This window comes from Burkholderia sp. AW49-1 (genome assembly GCF_053427845.1).
In genome coordinates this window covers 23,407-47,528 of the sequence record NZ_JBSAXF010000038.1, presented here as the reverse complement: position 1 = coordinate 47,528, position 24,122 = coordinate 23,407, and the positions used below count along the sequence as shown (strand labels likewise).

General features: G+C 64.7%; 18 protein-coding genes and 1 tRNA gene. 12 read left to right on the top strand and 7 right to left on the bottom strand.

The window, feature by feature from the left end; genetic code table 11:
- The first annotated feature begins 158 nt into the window (after positions 1-158).
- From ACV22W_RS30550 to ACV22W_RS30505, 10 genes are all read left to right on the top strand, one after another.
- On the top strand, positions 159-503 hold the full coding sequence (locus ACV22W_RS30550) for a DUF4212 domain-containing protein (protein WP_448023136.1): 345 nt from the start codon (positions 159-161) through the stop codon (positions 501-503).
- Between the two features lie 3 nt (positions 504-506).
- Positions 507-2,522 (top strand): VC_2705 family sodium/solute symporter, encoded by a 2,016-nt coding sequence (locus ACV22W_RS30545; protein WP_448023135.1) that lies wholly within the window; start codon positions 507-509, stop codon positions 2,520-2,522.
- Between the two features lie 454 nt (positions 2,523-2,976).
- Positions 2,977-3,654 carry a LuxR C-terminal-related transcriptional regulator gene (locus ACV22W_RS30540; RefSeq protein ID WP_448023134.1) on the top strand — a complete coding sequence of 226 codons (678 nt, stop codon included), beginning with the start codon at positions 2,977-2,979 and terminating at the stop codon, positions 3,652-3,654.
- Between the two features lie 193 nt (positions 3,655-3,847).
- On the top strand, positions 3,848-4,420 hold the full coding sequence (locus tag ACV22W_RS30535) for a fimbrial protein (protein ID WP_448023133.1): 573 nt from the start codon (positions 3,848-3,850) through the stop codon (positions 4,418-4,420).
- Positions 4,421-4,534: 114 nt separating this feature from the next.
- Entirely contained in the window at positions 4,535-5,296 is a 762-nt protein-coding gene (locus ACV22W_RS30530) for a fimbrial biogenesis chaperone (protein ID WP_448023132.1), read from the top strand.
- A 186-nt stretch (positions 5,297-5,482) separates the two neighbouring features.
- The gene (locus ACV22W_RS30525) at positions 5,483-8,089 is read left to right on the top strand and encodes a fimbria/pilus outer membrane usher protein (RefSeq protein ID WP_448023131.1); all 2,607 of its coding nucleotides are present in this window, start codon (positions 5,483-5,485) and stop codon (positions 8,087-8,089) included.
- 136 nt (positions 8,090-8,225) lie between these two features.
- Positions 8,226-9,335, top strand: coding sequence for a fimbrial protein (locus ACV22W_RS30520; RefSeq protein WP_448023130.1), 1,110 nt, complete (start codon positions 8,226-8,228; stop codon positions 9,333-9,335).
- Positions 9,336-9,561: 226 nt separating this feature from the next.
- Complete coding sequence (locus tag ACV22W_RS30515; RefSeq protein WP_448023129.1) at positions 9,562-10,224, top strand: response regulator; 663 nt, start codon at positions 9,562-9,564, stop codon at positions 10,222-10,224.
- 11 nt (positions 10,225-10,235) lie between these two features.
- Positions 10,236-13,250: an ATP-binding protein gene (locus ACV22W_RS30510; RefSeq protein WP_448023128.1), complete on the top strand. Its 3,015-nt coding sequence runs from the start codon at positions 10,236-10,238 to the stop codon at positions 13,248-13,250.
- Between the two features lie 35 nt (positions 13,251-13,285).
- Positions 13,286-13,591 (top strand): hypothetical protein, encoded by a 306-nt coding sequence (locus ACV22W_RS30505; protein ID WP_448023127.1) that lies wholly within the window; start codon positions 13,286-13,288, stop codon positions 13,589-13,591.
- 106 nt (positions 13,592-13,697) lie between these two features.
- On the opposite strand, the gene ACV22W_RS30500 is transcribed toward ACV22W_RS30505, so the two are convergent.
- Positions 13,698-13,788: transfer RNA gene (locus tag ACV22W_RS30500), tRNA-Ser, on the bottom strand.
- Between the two features lie 226 nt (positions 13,789-14,014).
- Between ACV22W_RS30500 and ACV22W_RS30495 the strand changes: the two genes are divergently transcribed.
- Positions 14,015-14,635 carry an HAD family hydrolase gene (locus tag ACV22W_RS30495; RefSeq protein WP_448023126.1) on the top strand — a complete coding sequence of 207 codons (621 nt, stop codon included), beginning with the start codon at positions 14,015-14,017 and terminating at the stop codon, positions 14,633-14,635.
- A gap of 44 nt (positions 14,636-14,679) precedes the next feature.
- Here ACV22W_RS30495 and ACV22W_RS30490 read toward each other — a convergent pair whose 3' ends face one another.
- A complete protein-coding gene (locus ACV22W_RS30490; RefSeq protein WP_448023125.1) occupies positions 14,680-15,792 on the bottom strand; it encodes a fatty acid desaturase in 1,113 nt (370 codons plus the stop codon).
- Between the two features lie 226 nt (positions 15,793-16,018).
- Here ACV22W_RS30490 and ACV22W_RS30485 point away from each other — a divergent pair, with 226 nt between their 5' ends.
- Complete coding sequence (locus ACV22W_RS30485) at positions 16,019-17,056, top strand: AraC family transcriptional regulator (protein WP_321852492.1); 1,038 nt, start codon at positions 16,019-16,021, stop codon at positions 17,054-17,056.
- An 85-nt stretch (positions 17,057-17,141) separates the two neighbouring features.
- Here the strand turns inward: ACV22W_RS30485 and ACV22W_RS30480 are convergent, their stop codons facing one another.
- The 5 genes from ACV22W_RS30480 to cysD form a co-directional block, all read right to left on the bottom strand.
- Entirely contained in the window at positions 17,142-18,191 is a 1,050-nt protein-coding gene (locus ACV22W_RS30480; RefSeq protein ID WP_448023124.1) for a lactonase family protein, read from the bottom strand.
- Positions 18,178-19,539: an MFS transporter gene (locus ACV22W_RS30475; protein ID WP_448023123.1), complete on the bottom strand. Its 1,362-nt coding sequence runs from the start codon at positions 19,537-19,539 to the stop codon at positions 18,178-18,180. Before ACV22W_RS30475 ends, ACV22W_RS30480 begins: the two co-directional genes overlap by 14 nt.
- A 281-nt stretch (positions 19,540-19,820) precedes the next feature.
- Complete coding sequence (locus ACV22W_RS30470; protein WP_448023122.1) at positions 19,821-21,008, bottom strand: helix-turn-helix transcriptional regulator; 1,188 nt, start codon at positions 21,006-21,008, stop codon at positions 19,821-19,823.
- Between the two features lie 122 nt (positions 21,009-21,130).
- Positions 21,131-23,044, bottom strand: a complete 1,914-nt coding sequence (cysN, locus tag ACV22W_RS30465) for a sulfate adenylyltransferase subunit CysN (protein WP_448023121.1) — start codon at positions 23,042-23,044, stop codon at positions 21,131-21,133.
- The gene (gene cysD, locus ACV22W_RS30460) at positions 23,044-24,018 is read right to left on the bottom strand and encodes a sulfate adenylyltransferase subunit CysD (protein WP_448023120.1); all 975 of its coding nucleotides are present in this window, start codon (positions 24,016-24,018) and stop codon (positions 23,044-23,046) included. Before cysD ends, cysN begins: the two co-directional genes overlap by 1 nt.
- Positions 24,019-24,122 lie beyond the last annotated feature (104 nt).

Sequence of the window (24,122 nt, the reverse complement as noted above, 5' to 3'; positions counted from 1 at the left end):
CGAGGCGATCACGCAGGACACGTCCACGCTCGAGAATCCGGCGATCCTCGAGCAGCTCGCCGAAGTGCGCTGATCGCGCCTGTTGCGCACGTTGCGCGCACGAGCCCCTGCGCGGCAATCCCGATTGCCCGCGCAGGGGCTTTTTGCTAAATAACGGCATGACCGTTCCGTCCCGTCCGGCGCCTGCCGCGCCGCCGCCCGTTCCCGAGCCGCTCGCGCGTGCCCATGCGCGCTATTGGCGTTTCAACGTCGTGCTGATCGTGGTGCTGATGGCGATCGGCTTCACGGTGTCGTTCGTCGTGCCGTTCTTCGCGCCCGCGCTCGCCGGCATCCGCTTCGCCGGTTTCAGCCTGCCGTTCTATGTCGGCGCGCAGGGCGCGATTCTCGTGTATCTCGTGCTGATCGTCGTCTACATCGGCCTGATGCAGCGCGCGGACCGCCTGCTGCGGCGCGCGTACGATGAACATGCGGCGCACGCGGACAATGCGCACCATGCCCGCTGATCCATGCTGACGCATCGACTGATTCGCGCGTACGCGCTCTACACGCTCGGCTTTCTCGGGTTCGTGCTGCTGCTGTGGCGGATCGAGCGCGCGACCGGCTCAGGCGTGTGGATCGGCTACGTGTTCCTGTTCGTGCCGATTGCCGTGTATGCGGTGATCGGGCTGCTGTCGCGCACGTCCGATCTCGTCGAATACTACGTGGCCGGGCGGCGCGTGCCGTCCGCGTTCAACGGGATGGCGACGGCGGCCGACTGGCTGTCGGCGGCGTCGTTCATCGGTCTCGCCGGCTCGCTCTACGCAACCGGCTACGATGCGCTCGCGTACGTGATGGGGTGGACGGGCGGATTCTGCCTCGTCGCGTTCCTGCTCGCGCCGTACGTGCGCAAGCTCGCGCGCTACACGATTCCCGATTTCCTCGGCACGCGCTTTTCCAGCACCGCCGTGCGCGCGCTCGCGGCCGGCGCCGCGATCCTGTGCTCGTTCGTCTATCTGGTCGCACAGATTCAGGGGATCGGGTTGATTGCGACGCGCTTCATCGGCGTCGACTTCGCGATCGGGATCTTCTGCGGGCTCGCGGGCATTCTCGTGTGCTCGTTTCTCGGCGGGATGCGCGCGGTCACGTGGACGCAAGTCGCGCAGTACATCATCCTGATCAGCGCGATCCTGATTCCCGTGTCGCTGATCGCGATGAAGAACGGCCTCGGACCGGTGCCCCAATTCAATTACGGCAAGCTGATGGAACGCGTGGCGGCGCGCGAGGCGCAACTGCGCGACGCGGCCGAGGAGCAGCAGGTGCGCGATGCGTATCGCCGGCAGGCCGCGGTCGTGCAGGCACAGCTCGATCGCTTGCCCGCATCGTATGCGGACGCTCGCCGGCAACTCGTCGAGCAGCTTGCGGACTTGCGGCGCCACAACGGGCCGCTGCGCGAGATCAATCAGCGCGAGCGTGAGCTGGCCGACTTCCCGCGTGACCCGACGGCTGCGCGCGTGACATGGACCCAGGCGCGCGACGATCTGCTGGCACGCGCCGAGCCACCCGTACCGATGCACGAGCCGTTTCCCGCGGCGAACGACGACGACCGCAAGCCGCGCGAGCGGAATTTCCTCGCGCTGCTGCTGTGCCTGTCGCTCGGCACCGCGAGCCTGCCGCATATCCTCACGCGCTACAACACGACGACGTCGGTCGCATCGGCCCGGCGTTCGGTCGGCTGGACGCTGTTCTTCATCGCGCTGTTCTACCTGAGCGTGCCGGTGCTCGCGGTGATGATCAAGTACGAGATTCTCACCAGCCTCGTCGGGCGGCCGATCGCCGAGCTGCCCGCGTGGGTCACGCAGTGGCACCACTTCGAACCGGATCTGATCAGCGTCGTCGAGGTGATTCGCGACGGCATCGTGCACTGGTCGGAAATCCAGATGCAGCCGGACATGGTCGTGCTGGCTGCGCCGGAGATTGCGGGGCTGCCGTATGTCGTGTCGGGGCTGATCGCGGCCGGTGCGCTGGCCGCGGCGCTGTCGACCGCGGACGGGTTGCTGCTGACGATCGCGAATGCGTTGTCGCACGACGTCTATTACTGCATGGTCGCGCCGGATGCGTCGAGCCAGCGGCGCGTGACGATCTCGAAGGTCTTGCTGCTTGGTGTCGCGCTGTTCGCGTCGTATGTCGCGTCGCTCAATACGGGGAAGATTCTGTTTCTGGTCGGGGCGGCGTTTTCGCTTGCGGCGTCGAGCTTCTTTCCGGTGCTGGTGCTCGGGGTGTTCTGGAAGCGCACGACGACGCGCGGGGCGATCGCCGGGATGCTGACGGGGCTCGCGGTGTGCGTGTACTACATCGTTTCGACGTACCCGTACTTCACGCAGCTGACGGGGTTCGCCGGGCGGACGTGGTTCGGGATCGAGCCGATCAGTTCAGGCGTGTTCGGCGTGCCGGCGGGGTTCGCGGTGGCGATCGTGGTGAGTCTGCTTGATCGGCAGCCGGACGAATATACGAGGGCGTTGGTGGATTACATCCGGCATCCGTGACGCTGGATGCGGGACACCGCGGCGAGAAAAAGAAAAGTCCCTTGATCCATCAAGGGAATCAAGGGCCTCACGTGTCCTGACGAAGGTCTCCGCCCCGGACGGTGCTTCCCGGGCAAATGCGTTCACGCAAAAAGCGAGAGCAGACGCGACTCGCCGAAAGTGTCCAAGCCCCGTTCTATCTCATTGCTCGAAGACGGTTCGACCGACCTACGGGTGCGGAGTGCCGGCTTGTGTACCAGCCGACGGGCAGGCCAGGGCGCAATGTCAAATTCAGTCAAATATAGGACGGTTCCTATCGGGCGCGTCCGAGATCAAGCATTCGTCCCATATTCGAATCTGGAGGCCATTCGTAAACTATCTTCCAAGTAATCTCGTTTTCCGTTCGCAGTCGAGAAATTCAGGTTTTAGTGTCCGCGATGGATGGCGGTACTTCGAGAGTGGGTGTCTATTTGGAATGAAAAAATTCGGGGTAAGAACTATTTTTGCCAACGACAGGCCATTGACTCTTGCGGGCATGGAGTGCATCGCTAGAAATACAAATGCTATCGATCTCATCAATGTGTGCAGAACTGCAGATAGTCTAATCGAGTCAATGTCTCGCATGCATTGTGACGTCGCTTTGGTGGATTATGCGATGCGCGGCGAGGGGAAAATGGAAGGGCTCGCACTGCTTGGCTATCTGCGGCGCAATTATCCGAAGGTTGGGGTTGTTGCATTGGTCTCGCACGAGAATCCTGTGATCATCCGGTCTATTCTCGATCGCGGCGTGTCAAGCGTCGTCAGCAAGTTCGACGACACCGGCCATATCGTCACTGCTATTCATTCCTGCTTCGGTTGCGGAAACTATCTGTCGCCACTGATCAAGCGTTCGCTCGAATTAGTCGGTAGCGGCGATAACAAGCGCGCGTCAACGTTGTCGCCGCGCGAAATCGAGGTTATCCGGCTTTATCTGTCCGGAATGACAATCACGCAGATCGCAGGGCGACTGAAGAAAGGAAAGCAAACGATCAGTGCGCAGAAGATCAACGCGATGAAGAAGTTGGGCGTGGAAAACGACGTCGAGTTGATCCGTTGCGCGACGTGTCTCGATCTGATCGATGACGGAAGCGCGAGTCGATTCGAAATCCAGTGATTTGGAATTTGATCTCTTGGCGCCTCATGTATTTGTGGGTGGGCGTTCGCTTTTAAGTTAGAGGGGGTTATATCGCAATATTATGGATTAAGGATTATTGTGTGGCTGACGATCTCAAATCGTTGGTCGTGGAAATTTATTTATCCAGAAGTCGGCTTTTTTAACAGCAGTCTGAATCATTGGATTAGAGATCATGAACAAGAAAATGGAAATCGGCCGTATCGTACGCGGCGCGGCAATGCTGGCTTTCGTCGCGGCAACGGCTCCTGCAATGGCCGCCGACGGCGAAATCTCATTCAACGGCAAGGTGTTGTCGACAACCTGCACGATCGGCGCGGGCGGCGGCGCAACCGGCAACAAGAATTTGACGGTCAAGCTGCCCGGCGTGTCGGCGAGCTCGCTCGCAAATTCGGGCGACGTGGCAGGCCGCACACCGTTTTCGATCCAGCTGAGCGGCTGTACGGGCGATTCAACGAAGGTGTCGACTGTGTTTGAAGCGGGTGACACGGTCGATACGGCGAGTGGCCGACTGAATCTCGTCAAGTCGGGCACTGACCCGGTTGCGACGAACGTTCAGATCAACCTGCTGAACGACTCGCAGAAGCCGATCAAGGCTGGCGTTGCCGGTGCCCAGCAGGGCTCGCAGGTCGTCGCGCTGAAGGATGGCGGTGCAACGCTGAACTACTACGCCGAGTACTACGCGACCGGCAAGGCAGCGGCTGGTACTGCGAATTCGCGCATTCAATACTCGCTGGACTACCAGTAATCGAACCAGCCGCCCGACTGCCATGTCGGGCGGCTTCCCAACTGCATATTCCCTGCTTCAGGTGCCTCCGCGCGGAGCGGCTGCCTGAATCAGACTCGTTGAACGGGGAAACGGATGATCTGGAAGATACCGAAACCAGCGGCCGTGCTCGCCCTGTGTGCGGCCTTGTGGGCGCCGTGCCTGCATGCCAGCGTGGTGATCACCGGAACGCGTGTGATCTTTCCGGGAGACAGCCGTGAAGTCACTGTCCGGCTGTTGAACGACGGCAACGCGCCTGCTCTCGTACAAGCATGGATCGACACTGGCAATGAAAAACAGGCGCCAGAGCAGATCGCCGTGCCGTTTGTGCTGACGCCATCAATGTTCCGCCTTGAGCCCGGCAAAGGGCAAACGTTGCGGATGATTTACACGCAGGAACCGCTTCCCGTGGATCGGGAATCGTTGTTCTGGCTCAACGTGCTGGAAGTGCCGCCGAAGGCGAGCGGCGACGATGCTGCGAACAAGATTCAGCTCGCATTCCGGTCGCGTATCAAGGTGATGTACCGTCCGAGCGGATTGTCCGGTTCCGTCGATGCGGCCGCCGAGCAATTGCGCTGGACGATCGAGCCGAAAGATGACGGGCATGGCTTCGAATTGAAGGCGTCGAATCCGGGCTCGTACGTCGTCAATCTCGGCGTCGTCGAGCTTGAAACAAATGGCCAGAAGTACGAGCTGAAGCCGGGTTATGTCCGGCCGATGGATTCCGCCAGATTTGCGATTCCCGGGCTCGCTACCGCTCCGGCAGCGGATGCCATGGTCGAGTACAGTCTGATCGACGACTGGGGGACGATCAGGTCCGCCAAGAAGGCTCGCGTCGGCGGTGCCGCACGCGACTGATTCAGCCGCACGCTCGGCGGTGCGCATGCGTGACGCGCGGGCTCCGGCTGCCAAGGTCCGGCCCGTGACGTGATAGCGAGCGGGTAAGGGCGCTAGTTGCGCGCGGTCATTCCACTCGAAATCGAAACCAAATTCGGCAAGTCATTTGCCATTCAATTCGCATGCCGAAATAAATACAGGTGAAACATGAATTCGCTGTTCCACCGTGGCGTTGACCTGAGTCGCATGCCGCGCCTGAACGTACTCTATTCGATGGTGTTGTCGGCAGTCGCGGGCTGGCACGTGAATGCCAGCGGCATGCAGGTTGAATCGGATGGGGTGTCCAATTCGCAGGATGTGGCAACGCAGGTGGCGAGCGTTGAGTTCGACAGTGGCTTCCTCAAGAACAACGGAGGCCGCCAGGCAGACTTGTCCCGCTTCGAGAAAGGCAACGTCGTTCTGCCGGGGACGTACAGCGTTGACGTGTACGCCAACGAGAACCTCGTCACGAGCGCGCAGATCCCGTTCCGCGCGTCGACCCGATCCGCCGATGCGCAGCCGTGTTTCGACGACGAGCTGCTGCAAGCCATCGGCGTCGACGTGGAACGGCTGCCCGCGGGCGTGCTCGCGCAGCTGCGCGAAGCGCATGCGTGCATCGAGCTGCCCGATGCGATTCCCGACGCCACGGTCGTGTTCGCATTCGACGATCAGCGTATGCGTCTGAGTATCCCGCAAACCGCGCTGCGGCGTAGCCCGCGCGGCTATGTGGGCGCGGAGCGCTGGGATTCCGGCGTGACGGCCGGGATGCTGAACTACAGCGCGAACCTATACACGAACCGCGCCAGCGGCGGCCCGACGATCACGCAGGGGTATGTCGGCCTGAGCGCGGGCGTCAATGCGGGAAAATGGCATTTCCGCCACGACGGGGCATACAACTGGGCGACCGGTAGCGGTGGCCAGTACCAGGACATCGCAACCTATGTGCGTCGCGATCTGCCCAGCATCAAGTCGCAACTGACCGTCGGCGAATCATACACATCGGGTGACCTGTTCGATTCGACGCAGTTTCGCGGCGTGCAGCTCGCCTCCGATGACCGGATGCTGCCGGATTCAATGCGCGGATATGCGCCGGTCGTGCGTGGCGTCGCGAACAGCAACGCACACGTGACGATCCGCCAGAACGGTGTGACGATATATGAAACGACGGTCGCGCCCGGGGCGTTCGAGATCGACGACCTTTACGCAACCGGCTACGGTGGCGACCTGAAGGTGTCGGTGACGGAAGCCGACGGTTCGGTGCATCAGTTCAGCGTGCCGTATGCGGCGGTGCCATTGTCGCTGCGGCCCGGCGTCCACCGTTACAGCTTCGTCACGGGCACGGTGCGTGACACACAAAGCGACCGCAATCCGCTGTTCATGCAGGGTACGTGGCAACAGGGCATCACGAACCTGCTGACCGGATATGGCGGAGCCACGCTTGCGCAGGGCTACCTGTCGGTGATGCTCGGTAGCGCGTTCAATACGCCGTATGGTGCATTCGGTATCGACGTCACGCAGGCGAACACCGCGGTGCCGGGTGTCAAGCGTTTCAGCGGCACCAGTGCGCGGATCAGCTATGCGAAATCGATCACAAAGACGCAGACTGACGTGACGGTGGCTGCGTACCGTTACTCGACAAGCGGCTATTTCGGGCTCAACGATGCGATGCTGGTGCGCGAGAGAGTCGCGAACCAGGGCTCGATCGACGCGGTCGCGCGGCAACGAAGCCGTGCGTCGGTGACGCTGAACCAGCGGCTCGGCGAGCGGGGCGGCCAGCTTGGGCTGACCGTTTCCGCGACGAACTACTGGAACCGGAGCGGTTCGGACGTGACGTATGCCGCGTCGTATTCGAACTCGTTCGGCCGGATCACGTACGGCCTCTCCGTGCAACGGCAGCAGAACAGCATGGGCCGGAGCGACACACGGTACTACGTGAGCGCGACGATTCCGCTCGGCAGGAAGTCGCCGATGACTGCAACGACGAGCTTCTCGCACGACACGAACGGTCAGAATCAGATGCTCGCGACGGTGTCCGGCTCCGCGGGGCGTGACAGCGCGCTTTCCTATAGCGCGACCGCAAACCATTGGTCCGGCAGCAGCCGGGCAAGCAGCGACGGCAGCGGCAGCGTCGTGTATCGCGCAAGGTATGCGGAAGTCTCCGCGACGGCCGGTGCCGGGTCGGGCTATCAGCAGGGCTCGCTCGGCCTTCGCGGCGCGGTGGTCGCGCACCCTGGCGGGGTGACGCTGGGTCAACCGTTGTCGGAAACCTTCGGGATCGTCAAGGCGCCCGATGCGGCTGGCGCGCGTGTGATGAATGCACCGGGTGCGCGAGTCGATTGGCGCGGCTACGCGATTGTTCCATTCCTGACGCCGTATTCGATGAACTCGGTCGAACTCGATCCACAGGGGTTGTCGACGGACGTCGAACTGAAGATGACGACACAGATGGTCGCACCGCGAGCCGGTGCTGTGCCGATGCTCGAATTCCCGACCGTGTCGGGGAAGTCGGCCGTCATCGATGCACGGCATGCAGACGGCACGCCACTGCCGTTCGGCGCCGCGGTGCTGAATGAACAAGGGAAGGAAGTTGGCGTGGTGGGGCAGGCGAGCCGAATCTTCGCGCGCGGACTCGATGAGAAGGGAACGCTCACAGTGCGCTGGAACGACGAGGGTGATGCGCGTTGTTCGGTCAAGTACGCATTGCCGGTCATCGAGGGGCGTGACGCGAAGCGCGGGGTCCGTCGTATTGACGGCACGTGCGAGGCACCAAGCTGATTCCAGAGACGCCCGAATTCGGCGAATGGTGTCGATCGATTCGATCGGTGCCATCGCCTTGCCGGCGGTGGTTGCTGGATGCGTCGTCCAGTTGGACTCGACGATTGCCGATCCGTTTTCTTAGAAAGACTATTTTATGAAATTGAAAAGAATGACGTTGCGAGGAATGTCAAGGATAACGGGCGGTTCGATACTCACGGTGAGGTTTTCGCGTATCGGCCGGATCGTGGAGTCGGGGCCGGAAGCGGTGGTTGAGACGGCTGGGCGCTACGCGTTTCGAGGGCTGCATTCGCGTAGCTGTATCATTGGCTTGATCGCCGCGCTGTCATTTCCGACAATGGCCAAAGCGGATTACACACTGCCGGCCACATTGAATGCGTCGCTTCCTCGTGACTTGAGGGCGGGTACGCTCCCCGGAGCGGATTTCACACTGCCGGCCACATTGGATGCGTCGCTTCCTGACGATTTGAAGGTGGGCACGATCGTCGGCCGTGCCAGATTTGCGCCCCAGGAAATTTGTGGAAATGCCACATGTAGCATGAGGGGCTTCCAGATATGGCCGCAAGGTGACGGATTGGGTTCCGTTATCGGGCCGGAAACCCCGACGAATGTGAGCGGAATGTCGGTGCGTGTAATGATTAATGGTAAAGCGCAAAAGCGCTATGACGACAGTTATCAATATCGGATTAAGATTCAGGAGCCAATTGAGGTTCAGTTTTTAATAGGTGGCTTGGAAGCGAAAGACGGAACGATCAAGGGCAGATATTTCGGAATCTATACCATGCAAGGACTCGCCATTATTGACTTTGGCGGGACCGTGAAAAGAATTAGCGGCACGTGCTCTGTGCCGGCCCAGGCCGTGCCGTTGCCCAATACATCGCTGCATAAATTTAGCGGTGTCGGTTCGACGGTTGACGCGCACAGCTTCCAGATCAAGATCAGCAATTGTCCGAAGGGGTACAACCGGATCGGCTATACGCTCGATCCCGTTGGTGGTGAGATCGCAGGTTCGCCGGGCGTGTTGCCGCTCGCCACCGATTCGACTGCGAGCGGCGTGAAAATCCGGATCGCCGACGACAAGGGCATGCCAGCAACTTTTGGCACATCGGTGAAGGTGGATTCGTATGACTCGGCGACCGGCGGTGCGTATGCGATTCCGATGCAAGCGTCCTACATCCAGACCGACGCTACGATCAAGCCCGGCACGGTGAAGGGGGCAATGACTGTGCTGCTGGACTACCAGTGACATTGTCGGCGACGGGCGTGCCGTCGCGTTGCGTGGTCGCGTCCCTGCTCGAATCGCGCCGCTCGCATCTTTGAGATTGCGTTTCGAATTCCGCGCGTGATTCCGGCTGCAACGACCGGCAATTCCGGGTCAAGCAAACTTATTGAGATATAATCCGGCCCAAATGAATCTCAAATAATCACAACATGGCGCTAGTGCGCGCCTCATTCCTGAGCGCGGGTGCAAGATGGACGAATTTTCGGTTCGAGTAATCGTCGCGGACGACCATCCGGTGTCGGGGTACGGCATCGCGCAGGGATTGAGAGCCATGCCGACGATCGAAGTCGTCGCGGTCGTGTCGGACACGGCCGCACTGATCGACCGGCTGGACACGACATCGTGCGACGTGCTCGTACTCGACTACGTGATGCCGGCCGGGCAATACGGCGATGGCCAGGCACTCGTCGCCTTCCTGACGCGACGCTATCCGCAATTGCGAATCGTGACGGTGACCATGCTCAATTCCCCGCCGGTCTTTCGCGCGCTGCAGCAACTCGGCGTGCACTGCATTGCAAGCAAATCCGACGCAATGTCGCACATTGTCGCCGCCGTGCACGCTGCTTACTCGAACGGCCACTATTTGTCACCGACCGTCGCGTCGCTTCTCGAGCACACGGATACCGGCGCTGTGGCCGCGCTGTCGAAACGGGAGTCGGAGATCGTCCGGCTGTTCCGCGAAGGCTATAAGGTGACCGAAATAGCCGACAGGCTCCATCGAAGCAAGAAGACCATCAGCGCACAGAAACTGGCCGCGATGCGCAAGCTCGGCATCACGCGCGATGCCGACCTGATCAAGTACGAGGGCACGCTCGATCCGTCGGAAAGCGACGACCGTCGGTCGACCGACTGAGCCACGCCGGCATGCGCGGGCTTCGCGAATGGTTGTACCGCCTGAATCGTCCTGTGAGCCGCAGGCAATTCGATCCGGACTGGATGCGCGCGTATCAGCGCCGGCTGCTGTATGGCGGCGGCGCGGTGCTTGGCATTTTCATGCTGGCGTGCGCTGGCGCGGTCGCGCGTGGCGAGTTCGCTGACTATCAGGCCGCGCTACGTGCGCACTTCCTCACTGTCAAGTCGCACCTGCTGGTGCGCATGTCGGAAAACAGCGCGCTGCTGAAGCAACAAGTGGCAACGGTGCAAGGTGGATGGATCGAGCGCGCGCGCCCGACTCCGCTGATCGAGCGAGCATTTGCCGAGCAACGCGGCTTGCTGATGCACGACGCGTACGAATTGAACCGGGCCTACGCGCTGAAGGCCATTATCGATGAAGCTCATCCGGCGAGCGATTATGGGCCATTGCTCGCGTTGAGCGAACGGGTGTTCGAGAGCAGCAGGTGGATGAAGAGGACGCAGCCGCTGACGAACGCCGTGTACATGATCGGTGCCGACGGTCGCTTTGTCACGTTGTCGCTGTATGTCACATCCCGTTCGGCGCTGCAGCCGGCGCAGGCCGCGCAACTGCCGTTGCAGCTGCCTCAGGCGTGGCCGGACGTTGCGGCGATGGTGCGCGCAGCGGCAGCTTACCCGGCGCATGTGCCCGATGGCGTACTCTGGATGCCGCCGCGCGCGGGTGTCATCACGGGGGAGCAGCGGCTGCGCATTGCATCCTGGGCGTTCGATGGCCGTGGCAGGCCAATCGTGCTGATTGTTCAGACGCTTCATCCCGAACGCCTTCTGAACGAGCTTGACGACGATTCGCACGGTGGCGCATTCGCGATCGTCGATCGCGCCGGGAATACCTTGCTGTCGGCGGCACGGCACGCCGACGTGACGCATCTCGCGCACGCACCGGCCGGCGATTACGTGGAAGACATCGAGCACCTGTTTCGCGACGGGCGCTTCGTGATCCGCGATGCGATTCCGGGGACAGACTGGACGCTGGTCTACGTCTATTCGATACAGACCATGTTGCGTGGCGTCGAGGCCCGCCTGTTCAAGATTGCCGGCGTGGCGCTACTTGGTCTGGCGTTGCTGTGGTGCGGGATCGTGCTGGTCAACCGGCGCATCCTCGGGCCGTCCTACCGCAGCGCCTCGCGCCTGAAGGAAAGCGAGCAGCTCAATCGCACGCTGATCCGCGCGGCACCGATCGGTCTTGCGCTGATCGGCGAGGTCGATGGCGCGGTTCTGCTGCGCAACCAAGCGATGGCCCGCTACGAGACCGGCGCGGCTGGCGAGCCGCTGTCGCTGCGAATCTGGCAAACGTTCGTGCAATCGCGCGATGCGCAGTTGCCTGCGCGACGGCGCGCGATCGTCGGCTACGAGGTCACCCTCACGGGTGTGATGGGCGGCGCGGATGAGACGCATCTGCTCGTCAACATCGCACGCGTCAAATATCGCGGAGCGAATGCCTTGCTTGCGACCGTCAACGACATCACCGCGCGCAAGCTGGCCGAGCAGTCGCTCGTCGAAGCTCGACAGGCGGCCGACCAGGCGAACCGGGCAAAGTCGGTTTTCCTCGCGACGATGAGCCACGAAATCCGCACTCCACTCAACGCGGTGATGGGCAATCTTGAACTGATGAAGCGCGGCCCGCTTGCCGATACGCAGCGCAGGCGCCTGGAGATTGTCGATTCGTCCTCGTCTGCGCTGCTGCATATCCTCAACGACGTGCTCGACCTTTCGAAAGTCGAGGCCGGGCAACTGCGCATCGATGCGGTGCCGTTCGATTGCGCGACACTGCTGGGCGAAGTCGCGGAGTCGTTCCGGCCGCTGGCAACGGCGAAGGGGCTGCGCCTCGGTTGCGACATCGCCGCGGACATGGAGCGTTACCGCACCGGCGATCCGATCCGGATCCGCCAGGTCGTCGCGAATCTGCTCGGCAATGCGATCAAGTTTACGGAGACGGGCAGCGTGACGCTGTGCGCGGGCGGGCGCGACGTCGTCGAAATACGCGTGGTCGATACGGGAATCGGTATCCCATTGCCGGCGCAGTCGGCGATCTTCGAGCTTTACCAGCAGGCCGACGATTCGATCCATCGCCAATATGGCGGCACGGGCATTGGTCTTGCACTTTGCCGGAGGCTCGTCGGGGCGATGGGGGGCGAGATTGCGGTGCGCAGTGCGCCGGGCGAGGGCAGCGAGTTCTGCGTCCGCATCCCCTTGCCGATGACGGACGACGTGCTGGCCGGCGATCTCCATGGCGATGCGGACCACGATCCGCTCGACCCGACCCCGCTCACGGAGGTCGGCGACGAGCCGTTGCGCGTGCTTGCCGTCGAGGATCATTCGGCGAGCCGACTGCTGCTGGCAGACCAGCTCCGGGAGCTGGGCACCGAAGCGACGATCGTCGAAAGCGGCGGGCAGGCGTTGGCAGCGCTCGCGCGAGGCCGCTTCGACGTGGTGCTGACCGATCTCGGTTTGCCCGACATGGACGGCTGGAGACTCGCGGCCGCGATTCGTGAACGCGACGCTCAGTTACCCATCGTAGCGATGACGGCGCATGCGGGTCCAGGCGATGAAAAGCGCTGCGCGGATGTCGGAATGCGTGCGCTGCTGCCGAAGCCCGTGTTGATGCGGGCACTGGCGCGGGCGCTTCGCGTACAAGTTCGCGGCGGATCGGCGAGTGCTGTGGGCGATCGCTTCACGATGCCGAAAACCGTGATTGCTGCGATGCGTCGGGTCACGCTGGCGTCATTCGATTCGATCGATCGCGCGCTGGCCGGACGCGATACGGAGACGGTCGTGCGCGAGCTGCATGCGCTGAGTGGCGGCTTCCTGGCGGTCGGGCACGGCGTTCTCGCGGAGCTGTCCAGCGGGTTGCAACAGGTTGTGCGCGACGAGGGCCTCGACGTGTTCGCCGAATTGTGGCCCGCGCTGCGTGCCGAGTTTGCCGATACGCTCGCCGCACTGCGGGCGGACGACGTGCCGGCACCCTGAGGACACTGCTCGTCGCGTCACTGCAACTGACCGACGTGGCCAGACCTCGCATCAATCCGGCAACGCGAACCGCATCACCGCATCACCGTATCGCGGAGCGCCGTCGCCTGATCGACGCGTTGACTCCTTGCCGATTGAAGCAGGTCACGTCCGCTGCCGTTTTGCAAGGGGGCAAGTGCGACGTGATGTTCGAGCGATTTAGTTTGAGCAATGGCGGCGGACAGCGGTGGACGCATATCCTTGTTCGGTGGTTTTTTGCTTCAATGGATGTCGTTTTTGCGCGCGGCTCCATGGCGATCGTGATGCAACAGCCGCGCGTTGTGCCGATGGAGCCGGAATGAAGTTCGCCGGCGCTGGCGGACTTCTGCCTGATGATGGGCCGTGTGACGCGGCCAAAAACAAAAAGCCCCGCAAATCATTGAGTTTGCGGGGCTTTTTTATGCATTCTGGCGGAGAGAGGGGGATTCGAACCCCCGATAGGCGATTAACCTATACACGCTTTCCAGGCGTGCGACTTAAACCACTCATCCATCTCTCCGGAAGACCGAGAGTATAGCAAACTCTGGCGGAGGGCCGCCACTCCCTTTGGCAATCCGACAAAATCGGCCGGGAAGCCGCCTCCCGCGGCTCGCACGGCGGCCCAGCGACGTTTCGAATGCGGCTGCGCAGAAGAGCCGCGCCCACATTCACACCCGTGCCGGGACCCATGGCACCGCGAGTCTGCTATCTTCCCGGGCATCTCACCGCTTTCCCGCCGATTCTCCATGACCGACCGCATCGTCGCCGCATTCGATTTCGACGGCACCATCACGACTACCGACAGCTTTCGCCATTTCGTCCGCTACGCGGTCGGCACGCCGCGTTTCGCATGGGCCGGGCTGCGCGCGTTGCCGTGGATCGTCGCGATGAAGGCCGGGCTGCTGTCGCGCGGCGATGCGAAGGCGAAGTTCGCGTGGTTCGCGCTCGGGCCGATCCGCGAGGACGCGCTCGACGGATTGGCGCGCAGCTTCGTCGACGGCTACCTGCCGAACCTCGTGCGCCCGGACATGCTGGAACGGGTGCGCGAGCATCAGGCGCGCGGGCATGAAGTCGTGCTGGTCAGCGCGTCGCCGTCGCTGTATCTGGAGAAGTGGGCGAAGACGGCCGGCATCGACACGGTGCTCGCGACGCGCCTCGCGTTCGAGCGCGGCACGTTCACCGGACGACTGAACGGCGAGAACTGCTGGGGCCCGCAGAAGGTCGTGCGCTTGCACGGCTGGTGGGGCAATCGGCTGCCGGCGAAGCTGTTCGCCTACGGCGACAGCCGCGGCGACAAGGAAATGGCCGAACTCGCGAACTGGGCGTGGATCCGCGGGCAGGGGCCGATGCCGCCGATCGGCGACTGATGGACTAACGGGACCGGCGCGACGAGCGACGCCACGCGTTGCCGTCAAGCGTCGGCCCGCCGCGTGCCGCGCACACCGCGAACCGGACGATACGCGCCCCAGCGATTCGCACGCGCGAACGTACCGACGTCGTTGAATCGCACGCCGACTTCACGCAGTACCTGATGCGCGGTGCGCGCGGTCAGCTGCCGGATGTAGAACGGATCGCGCACCACGAAGTGATGGATCGCGTGCGTACTGCCGAAGTTGAAGCAGAACAGCTGGAACGGCAGCATCCACCACGGGTTGAGCACCTGGGTCTGCTGGATCACGTTGCGGGAATCGATGTCGCCGAAGTAATGCATGTTCGAGCTGACGAAGTTGATGCAGAAGCTGCGCACGAAGTTCGGCCCGAGCCAAACGACCGCGAGGAAATCGACGACGTGCATCACGCGCTCGACGACGGCCGGCACGGTCACCGCATGGCCGAACGAATGCAGCGCGAACAGGCCGGCGTGATAGACGATGAACGCGTGCCACAGCGCGTAGTACAGGTGACCGATCGGCATGTAGGACGACACCTGCTCGATGCGCAGTTGCGCGCGTTCGGCCGCATTCTGCACCGGCTGCGCGGCCACGTACTGCTTGACCTTGCGGCGCATCGCGTCCGGCCGCAGCACGACGGCGAGCATTCCGTCCGCGATCATCAGCAGCCGCTTCACGCCCCAGCGTTCGCCGTTGGTGATGCCGAATTCCTCGAGATCGGATTCGCCGCCCGACACCTTGTGGTGATGCAGGTGCATGCGCCGGCGCGTCCACGGGTTGATCGTGCCCGGCCGCGTGAGCCAGCACAGCGCCATCATCAGGTGATAGGCCCACGGCGTCTTCTTGAAGTACATCAGGTGGATCAGGTCGTGCTCGAGCTCGTGGATCAGCGACGTGACGAACGCGGCGAGCGGCAGCGCGACGTACCACGCGATCGCGCCGCGCGCATACAGCCAGGCGATCGCGAGCATCGCGCTCACCGACACGGCCATCACGGTCGCGCCGACGAGGTTCTGGTTGTCGAGCAGCGGAAAGCGCGCGCGGATCGCGTCGCTCGCGGCGTTGACCTCGCGGCGGACGTACGCGACCTTGTCGGCGTCGTGGCGAAAGACGGTTCGTGCAGATTGGCTCATCGACCGGAATCCGTGCGGAAAGAGTGGGGCGCAATGCCGATGCGACAAGCATAGGCGCGCCGCATGGCACATGCGAGGGCCGCCGGTGCCAATGATGGTGTCATTTCGGGCCACGTGGGCCCGCCCGCCGGCCTGCGATGCGGCGCCGTGCGGGTAGAGTGCCGTCATGGTGTCATTGCGGGCCAGCGGCGCTACAATCCGCCGAAACCGATCCGGAGTCCGCCGCATGGCCTTGTCCGTTCCGGATGCCGCGCGCCAGCTGAACAAGGCGACGGTATCGTCCGCGTATGCGCTGTTCATGCTGATGCTCGCCGAGGAGCGCGGCATCGACGGCGGCCGGATTCTCGCCGGGTCGGGCGTCGAGCGCGACCGGCTTGCCCGGCCCGACGCGCGCATCACGCCGCTGCAGCAGGCGGCGATCGTGTTCAACCTGCTCGAGGCGACGGACGACCCGTCGATCGCGATCGAGATCGGCCTGCGCAGCAGTCTCACGAAATCCGGGCTGATCGGCTTCGGGCTGATGAGTTGCGCGACGCTCGGCGAGGCGATCGCGCTCGGGATCCGCTATCTGCCGACGCGCGTGCCGTTCTTTTCGGTGCGACTCGCGCAGCTCGACGGGATCGTCGATATCGACGTGCTCGAGGCATTTCCGCTCGGCCGGCTGCGCCAGTTCGCGGTGGAGAACTTCCTGGTCGAGACGGCGATCCTGTTCAACTCGCTGCTCGATCCGGCGCCCGGTCGCACGCTGCAGTCGCGCGCGGAGCTGCACTTCGAATGGCCCGAACCACCGTGGTTCGAGCGCTATCGCGCGCGGCTGCCGCGCTGTCATTTCGACGCAAGCGCGAACCGCATCCGCTGCGATGCGGCGCTTCTCGACGAGCCGATCGGCACAGCGAACGCGCAGACCGCACAAATGATCGTCCAGCAATGCGAGGCCGAGCTCGCGCGGCTCGGCTATGCGGAAAGCATCGTCGAGCGCGTGCGCAACCTGCTGATCTGCGGCGACGCCGGTTATCCGTCGGTGGACGAAGTCGCGCGCGAGCTGCATGTATCGGCGCGCACGCTGAAACGCAAGCTCGCGGAATTCGGCGCGACCTATTCGGCGCTGCTCGACGAGATCCGGCTGCGCGATGCGCTCCGGTTGCTCGAGGGCACGCGCCTGCCGGTCGACGAGATCGCGGCGCGGGTCGGCTATACCGACCGCGCCAATTTCACGCGTGCGTTCAAGCGCTGGACCGGCGTCGCGCCGAGCGAGCGGCGCTGACGGCGCGCAGGGCGGCGCGGGCCGGTGTCGGTCGTGTGACCTGCATCGATCAATCGATCGTGCGATCCATCGGTCACTCGACCCGTCAGACGATCGCAACCCAGTTCGCCCCGCGACCGCCCGGCACGCGCGCGTGCAACGACAGCGTGCCGTCGCCTGGCGCGATCGCGTAGACCGCCACGTATTCCGACTGCTCGCCGCATGCGACGAGCCAGCGTCCCGACGGATCGATCGCGAAGCCGCGCGGCTGCGTTTCGGTGGCCGTCGCGTGCGCGGGTTCGAAGGTGCCGTCCGCAGGGCGGTGATAGCAGAGCAACTGGCTCGACGTGCGTTCGCTGACATACGCGAAGCGCTCGTCGGGCGTCAGGTGGAGATCGGCGGCCCACACGGCGGGTTCGGTCGGCGCGGGCGGGCGCGCATGGCCTTGCGCGAGGTCGGCGACGGCCGGGTGGCGCGCGCTGATCTGTGCGTCGCCGAGGCGGCCGCTGTCGATGTCGCGCGGGAAGGCCGCGAGCGTGGCCTCGAACTCGCTGACCGCGACGAGCGTGCGGCCGTCGCACGCGAAGCGCAGGTGACGCGGGCCGAAGCCGCCCGGCACGCGCGTTTCGCCGTGCTCGACCGCGCGCAGGCCGTCGGCATTCTCGACCAGCGCGAACGTGAAGATCCGGTCCGAGCCGAGCGAGCTCACGTATGCGAACCGATTGTCCGGCGATACGACGACGGCATGCGCGTTCGCGATGCCGTCCGCGACCTGCAGCGGCTCGCCGTCGCCGTCGCGCACGCGCACGGCGTCGTAGAGGCTCAGCGCGTTGCCGCCGTACGACGCGCCGAGCAGCCAGCGGCCGCTGCGATCGAGCGACAGGTACGCGTGGCTCGCGTCGATCGCGGTCGCGCCGATGCGGGCGAGCGCGCCGGTGCCCGTCGCGACGCGGAACGCGACGATCGTCGGTTCTGCGCCGCGCGTCGCGACGTACAGCCGCGCGTGATCGGGCTGCACGGCGACCGGCATCGCGACGTCGCCGGCCGGGTAGCGGGCGAGCGGCGCGAGCGCGCCGTCGGAAGTGAGCGAGAACGTGGCGAGGTCGCCGTCGACGGCATTCGAGACGACGACGGTCAGGCGGTCAGTGTTCGGCATGACGGAGCATGGTGGGGTTCGTGAAGGACTCGTCGGCCGGCAGGCCGCGCGGCGGATCGCTGCGCCGGTGCGTGCGGGCGAACAGCGCGGCGACCGCGGCGACGAGGGAGGCGATCGCGAGCGCATACAGGCCGCCCGTGATCGAACCCGTATGTTGCTTCAGATAGCCGAAGGCCGTTGGCGCGACGAAGCCGCCGAGGTTGCCGATCGAGTTGATCAGCGCGATCACGGCGGCGGCCACGCGTGTGTCGAGGTAGCCCTGCGGGATCGGCCAGAACAGCGATGCCGCGGCCTTGAAGCCGAGCGCGGCGAAGCAGATCGACGCGAACGACCAGACCGGATCGTGCGACGTCGACGCGAACAGCCCGCACGCGGCCAGCACGAGCGCGGACGACAGCCAGCGCTGCGGGTGCTTCCACTTCGCGGACAGCACCGCGAAGCCGTACATCGCGCCGATTGCGATCATCCACGGAATCGTGTTGTAGAGACCGACCTGGAAATCGGTGAGGCCGCCCATCTTGCGGATGATGGTCGGCAGCCAGAAGGTGGCCGCGTAGATCGTCAGCTGGATCGCGAAATACAGGAAGCAGAACAGCATGATCTGCGGGTCGCGCAGCAGCGTGGCGGCGGATACGTGCACTTTCGAGCGCACGTCGCGGGTCGCGCGTTCTTCATCGAGTGCGTTTTGGAGCGCCGCGCGTTCGTCGGCGGTGAGCCACGTCGCGTCGCGGATGTGCGACTTCAGCAGCAGCCAGCTCGCGCCGCACAGCGCGACCGAGAACATCCCTTCGATCAGGAACATCCACTGCCAGCCTTGCAGGCCGAAGCCGTGGATCGACAGCAGCGCGCCGGTGACGGGCCCGGACAGCACCGACGCGAACGCGGAGCCGCCGAGGAAGATCGCCATCGCCTTGCCGCGCTCCTGCGGCGGCAGCCATTGCGACAGGTACAGCACGATGCCGGGGAAGAAGCCGGCCTCGGCCGCGCCGAGCAGGAAGCGCAGCACGTAGAACGACGTGTCGTTCCACACGAACGCCATCGCGGCGGCGACGATGCCCCACGTCGCCATGATCCGCGCGAGCCAGATGCGCGCGCCGTAGCGCTGCATCAGCAGGTTGGACGGCACTTCGAACAGCGCGTAGCCGACGAAGAACAGGCCGGCACCGAGGCCGTACGCGGCCGCGCCGATACCGATCGACGCTTCGAGGTGGCGATCGACGAAGCCGACGTTCACGCGGTCGATGTAGTTCGCGATGAACATGATCAGCACGAGCGGCAGCACGTGCCATTTCACTTTCGAGACGGCGGACGCGAGCGGGTCGCGGCCGGGCAGGGCAGGCGTGGTCAAGGGAGTCTCCGGTCGGGCGGCGGACGAGGGCGGCGGCCCGCGTCGGCGTCGGGTGGTGATCTAAGTAGTATGTCGTCGTATGACATGGTACGCCTCAGATTCGGGCATGGCCTCGCGGGTTTACCCGAAATTCACCCAAATATTGGCCAATCGCGTCGGGAGATCATTGCGCTCGATCATGTCTGATGACGTATGACATGGGTTGCCGATAAAACGAACGGCAACCAGCACTCGGCGGGCTGCTTCGCACCGTCAGCGGCGTCACCCGGGGGGCGGTGCCGCTACGCCATCGACACGACGCTGTTCAAAAGCATTTTCACGAGCACGGCTTGGCGCGTCGCGCCCGTCTTCGCGAAGATTCCGCGCAGGTGCGCGCGGGCGGTGTTCTTCGTGATGCCGGTGGCGGCGGCCGCTTCGTCGAGCGTCAGGCCGTCGACGAGCAGCAGTGCGATCTCGGTTTCCATCGGCGTGAGGCGAAACAGCCGGTGCAACATGTCGCGCGAGGTCTGCGGCGACGACGCCGGATCGCGGACGAACACCGCGACGGCCGGCCGATGCTGGCGGTCCTCCGCGCCGCGATAGGGCGCAAGCGGGCGCAGCAGCACGTTCAACGGCATCGCGCCGCCGGGGCGCGACAGCGTGGTGGCCTCGATGCGCCCCAGCGCGCCCGCGCGGAAATGCTCGAGCGCGGCTTGCAGCGCCTTCTGCAGCCGGCGCTCGTCGAGCGGGCACGACGCGTGGAGCCGCGCCTCGCGCAGGCACAGTCCGTCCTGCTGCGCGATCAGCCGTTCGGCGATGCGGTTGTGCTTGATCACGCGGCCGTCCTCGTCGAGGATCGCGGTGCCGACGTCGAGCCGGTCGACGGTGCCCGCGTACAGCGCGCGCTCGGCATCGAGCACGTCGAGCGCCGCATGCAGCTCGACCGCGCGCTGCAGGTGGGGCAGCAGCGTCGCGACCCGCGCGCGTTCGGACGCGTCGAAATCGCGGGCGTGATGCGCGCGGCTCACGAAGAACGCGCACTCGACGCCGCGCTCGCCGCGCAGGTTCGCGCCGAGAATGAAGCGCAGGTCGAGGGGCTGCAGGTACTGCCGGTAGAAATCGTGCGCGCGCCAGCGGGCGGCGCCGAACAGCCCGTCGGCCGTGAACACCTGGCCGGGAGGCTGGTCGAGAAACGGGCACAGCGCGTAGAACTGCTCGCTGTACGACGGCTCTCCGGGCAGCAGCGGGCCGTCGGCCGATGCGTTGATGATGAGCCCGCGCCGCGAGCCGCCGGGGTTGCGCAGCACGAGCGTCGTGAAGCGCGCGTCGAGCCGCACGCGGATCGCTTCGAGAAAGCCCGCCCATGGCGTCGCTTCGGACAGGCCCTGATAGACGAGTCCGAGCCACGCGCTGAGTTCGCGGGCCGTCCATGCCGCGGCGTCGAAACCGTCGTGCGCGGCCGTGTCGTCGGGCGCCAGCGCGATCCGCATGCTCGAGTTCTCCTGGGGCGGGGTGAATGCTTCCGACCCAGCATACCGGCCGGCCGGCGGCCCGCGTCATCCGAACGGAGTAGACGACGCGGGCCGTGCCCGTGCGACGCGGCCGGCGAGGGTCAGGCGACGCGCTCGCGCAGCAGGTACGCGACGATGCGGTCCGCCGCCGCTTGCGGCGACTCGGCCACCGTGTCGATGCGCAGTTCCGGCTGCGCGGGCGGCTCGTACGGCGAGTCGATGCCGGTGAAGTGTTTCAGTTCGCCCTTGCGCGCCTTCTTGTACAGCCCCTTCGGATCGCGTTTCTCGGCAACCGCGAGCGGCGTGTCGACGAACACTTCGACGAACTCGTCGGGGCCGACCAGCGCGCGCGCCATGTCGCGTTCCGCGCGGAACGGCGAGATGAACGACACGAGCGTGATGAGCCCGGCATCGAGCATCAGCCGTGCGACTTCGGCCACGCGCCGGATGTTCTCCACGCGATCGGCCTCGGTGAAGCCGAGATCGCGGTTGAGCCCGTGCCGCACGTTGTCGCCGTCGAGCAGGTACGTGTGCTTGCCGAGCGCATGCAGCCGCTGCTCGACGAGGTTCGCGATCGTCGACTTGCCCGCGCCGGACAGCCCGGTCAGCCACACGATGCGCGGCGTCTGCGCCTTCTGCGCCGCGCGCGCATCGCGGTCGATGTCGACGGCCTGCCAGTGCACGTTGTGCGCGCGGCGTAGCGCGAAGTGCAGCATCCCGGCGCCGACCGTGTCGTTGGTGAAGCGGTCGATCACGATGAAGCCGCCGGTATGACGGTTCTGGGCGTACGGATCGAACGCGACGGGCCGGTCGAAGCTCAGGTTGCACACGCCGATCTCGTTCAGCGCGAGCGTGCGCGCGGCGAGATGCTCGCGCGTGTTCACGTCGATCTTGTACTTCGGCGTCGCGCAGGTCGCGCCGACCGTCTGCGTGCCGAGCTTCACGAGATACGGCCGGCCGGGCAGCAGCGGGTCGTCGTGCATCCACACGAGCGTCGCCTCGAACTGATCGGCCACCTCCGGCGGCGCGTCGGCGCGCGCGATCATGTCGCCGCGGCTGATGTCGATTTCGTCGGCGAGCGTGAGCGTCACCGCTTCGCCGGCACGCGCGACGTCGGCTTCGCCGGCCGGCGTGATCACCGACGCGACGCGGCTTTCCCGGCCGGACGGCAGCACGCGCACGCGTTCGCCGACGCGCACTTCGCCGGACGCGATGCTGCCGGCATAGCCGCGGAAGTTCAGATGCGGACGGTTGACCCATTGCACCGGCAGGCGGAACGGTTCGTCGCGCGTCATGCGCTCGACGAGCGGCAGCGTGTCGAGATGCTGCATCAGCGGCGGACCCGCGTACCACGGCATCCGCGTGCTCGACGCGATCACGTTGTCGCCGCGCAGCGCGGACATCGGAATGCTGACGATCTCGTCGAGACCGAGCTCGGCCGCGAACGCGCGATAGTCGGCGTCGATGCGCTCGAACATCGCACGGTCGTAGTCGACCAGATCCATCTTGTTGATTGCGAGCACGACGCGCCTGATGCCGATCAGCGCGACGAGATGGCTGTGGCGGCGGGTTTGCGTGAGCACGCCCTTGCGCGCGTCGATCAGGATCACCGCGAGGTCGGCGGTCGACGCGCCGGTGATCATGTTGCGCGTGTATTGCTCGTGGCCGGGCGTATCGGCGACGATGAACTTGCGTCGCGCGGTCGCGAAGAAGCGGTACGCGACGTCGATCGTGATGCCCTGTTCACGCTCGGCCGACAGGCCGTCGACGAGCAGCGCGAAATCGAGGTCGCCGCCTTGCGTGCCGACTTTCTTCGAATCGGCTTCGAGCTGGGTCAGCTGGTCGTCGAACAGCATGTTCGATTCGTAGAGCAGGCGGCCGATCAGCGTGCTCTTGCCGTCGTCGACGCTGCCGCACGTGATGAAGCGCAGCAGCTCCTTCGTCCGGGCATCGTCGGCGTGCGGGACGGGAGTCGGGTGCGCGAGCGCCCCGGGCGCGGTGAGTGCGTGTGCCATCAGAAATATCCCTCCTGTTTCTTCTTTTCCATCGAGCCGGCCGAATCGCTGTCGATCAGGCGTCCCTGGCGCTCGGACGTGCGCGTGTCGCGCATCTCCTGCAGGATCTCGTCGAGCGAGCTCGCGTCGCTGTCGATCGCGCCCGTGAGCGGATAGCAGCCGAGCGTGCGAAAGCGCACCTTGCGCAGCTGCGGCACTTCGCCCTCGCGCAGCGGCAGGCGTTCGTCGTCGACCATGATCAGCGCGCCGTCGCGCTCGACCACGGGTCGCTCCTTCGCGTAGTAGAGCGGCACGATCGGAATGTCGTGCAGCCGGATGTATTGCCAGATGTCGAGCTCGGTCCAGTTGGAAATCGGAAACACGCGCAGGCTTTCGCCGCGGCGCTTGCGTGCGTTGTACAGCGACCAGAGTTCGGGCCGCTGGCGTTTCGGGTCCCAGCGGTGCTGCTCGGAGCGCAGCGACACGATGCGCTCCTTCGCGCGCGATTTCTCCTCGTCGCGGCGCGCGCCGCCGAACGCGGCGTCGAAGCCATAGTGGTCGAGCGCCTGCTTGAGCCCTTGCGTCTTCCACACGTCGGTGTGCACGGCCGAGCCGTGCGTGAACGGATTGATGTCGTTCGCCACGCCGTCGGGGTTGATGTGCACGCGCAGGTCGAGGCCGAGACGCTCGGCGGTCGCGTCGCGAAACGCGATCATCTCGCGGAACTTCCACGTCGTATCGACGTGCAGCAGCGGAAAGGGCGGCTTCGCCGGGTAGAACGCCTTCATCGCGAGATGCAGCATGACCGAGCTGTCCTTGCCGATCGAATAGAGCATCACCGGGTTTTCGCTTTCGGCGACCACCTCGCGCATGATGTGGATGCTTTCGGCCTCCAGTCGCTCCAAGTGGGTCAACATCGTTCGTCTCCTTGTTGCATGCCGGCGCCGCGCGACATGTGCGGCGTTTCGTGCATGACGCCAACGGTATCGAGCCACGGCGGTGCCGCTCTTCGTCCGGGTGGACTAAACCGCGGCACGGCGGCGCAGCGGATCTTTCCTTAGTCCACCCGGACGAAGTGGCGCGTGGAGCGCTCGCTTAA